The sequence below is a fragment of the Pseudomonas sp. RA_35y_Pfl2_P32 genome, assembly GCF_963970735.1.
Lineage (GTDB): Bacteria > Pseudomonadota > Gammaproteobacteria > Pseudomonadales > Pseudomonadaceae > Aquipseudomonas.
Genome location: NZ_CAXAQF010000054.1, coordinates 1 through 2,001, shown reverse-complemented (window position 1 = coordinate 2,001; position 2,001 = coordinate 1). Strand labels below are relative to the sequence as shown.

Annotated in this window: 1 protein-coding gene; it reads left to right on the top strand. The window is 57.8% G+C overall.

Annotated features, from left to right (window positions below; genetic code table 11):
* Positions 1-2,001, top strand: a 2,001-nt coding sequence (locus tag AACY45_RS26970; RefSeq protein WP_339548475.1) for an immunoglobulin-like domain-containing protein, incomplete at both ends; no start/stop codon positions are given.

Sequence of the window (2,001 nt, the reverse complement as noted above, 5' to 3'; positions counted from 1 at the left end):
CGCAAGGTGATGACGTCTACAAAGACGGTCAAGTTGTGGAAGTCGGCATCGACAACGCCACCGTTGACGGCAAGTCCTTCGAGAACCTGGTACTCGGCGACAAAGCTCAAGTGACCATCGGCGACACCCTCTCTGAAGTGGTCGCCACCTTGTCTGTGGATAAAACCACCGTCACCGAAGGCGGCCAGGTCACTTACACCGTGACCCTGACCAACGCTGCCGGCATGCCGATGGCCAACCATGGCGAGTTGACCTTCAAACTCACCGACGGCACCGAGATCAAGATCCCGGCCAATGGCACCACCGGCACTGCCGTGGTTACCGCCAAGGACGACATCTTCACTGGCGGTCAGGACGCCATCGTCAACAAACTCGAGTCAGTTTCGGCTAACAACTTCGAGAAGCTGACACTGGGCGATACCACCCTGACCACTTCGGTCACTGACGAGCCAGGTGCTGACGGCGACAAGATCACCGTCACCATCGAAAGCAACGGCGACGTACTGGAAAATGCTGCACCGAAGTTCACCGTCAAGGTCGACCAGGTCCTCAAACAAGACCTGACCGTCACCCTGAGCAATGGCGATACCGTCGTCATCAAAGCCGGCACCACCAGCGTGCCGTACGAGCTGGCGGCACAAGGTGATGACGTCTACAAAGATGGCCAGATCATCGAAGTCAGCATCGACAACGCCACCGTTGACGGCAAGTCGTTTGAGAACCTGGTGCTCGGCGACAAAGCTCAGGTCACCATCGGCGACACTATCTCCGAAGTGGTCGCCACCTTGTCTGTGGATAAAACCACCGTCGCCGAGGGCGGTCAGGTCACTTACACCGTGACCTTGACCAACGCTGCTGGCATGCCGATGGCGAGCCATGGTCCTCTGGAGTTCACGCTGACCGATGGCACCGTGGTGAAAATCCCGGCCAATGGCACCACCGGCACTGCTGTGGTCACCGCCAAGGACGACATCTTCACTGGCGGTCAGGACGCCATCGTCAACAAACTCGAGTCAGTTTCGGCTAACAACTTCGAGAAGCTGACACTGGGCGATACCACGCTGACTACCAGCGTGACTGACGAGCCAGGTGCGGACGGCGACAAGATCACCGTCACCATCGAAAGCAATGGCGACGTACTGGAAAACGCCGCACCTAAGTTCACCGTCAAGGTCGATCAAGCCCTCAAACAGGACCTGACCGTGACCCTGAGCAATGGCGATACCGTCGTCATCAAAGCCGGCACCACCAGCGTTCCGTACGAGCTGGCGGCGCAAGGTGATGACGTCTACAAAGACGGCGAAACCATCAAACTCGGCGTCACTGACGCTGCAGTCGACGGAAAATCCTTCGAAAATCTGGTTCTCGGTAACGAAGCCGTCGTTAAAGTCGGCGATACCGTCTCTGAAGTGGTCGCCACTTTGTCTGTGGATAAAACCACCGTCACCGAAGGCGGTCAGGTCACTTACACCGTGACCTTGACCAACGCTGCTGGCATGCCGATGGCGAGCCATGGTCCTCTGGAGTTCACGCTGACCGATGGCACCGTGGTGAAAATCCCGGCCAATGGCACCACCGGCACTGCTGTGGTCACCGCCAAGGACGACATCTTCACTGGCGGTCAGGACGCCATCGTCAACAAACTTGAGTCGGTTTCGGCTAACAACTTCGAGAAGCTGACACTGGGCGATGCCACGCTGACTACCAGCGTGACTGACGAGCCAGGTGCGGACGGCGACAAAATCACCGTCACCATCGAAAGCAACGGCGACGTACTGGAAAACGCCGCACCTAAGTTCACCGTCAAGGTCGATCAAGCCCTCAAACAGGACCTGACCGTGACCCTGAGCAATGGCGACACCGTCGTCATCAAAGCCGGCACCACCAGCGTTCCGTACGAGCTGGCTGCGCAAGGTGATGACGTCTACAAAGACGGTCAAGTTGTGGAAGTCGGCATCGACAACGCCACCGTTGACGGCAAGTCCTTCGAGAACCTGGTAC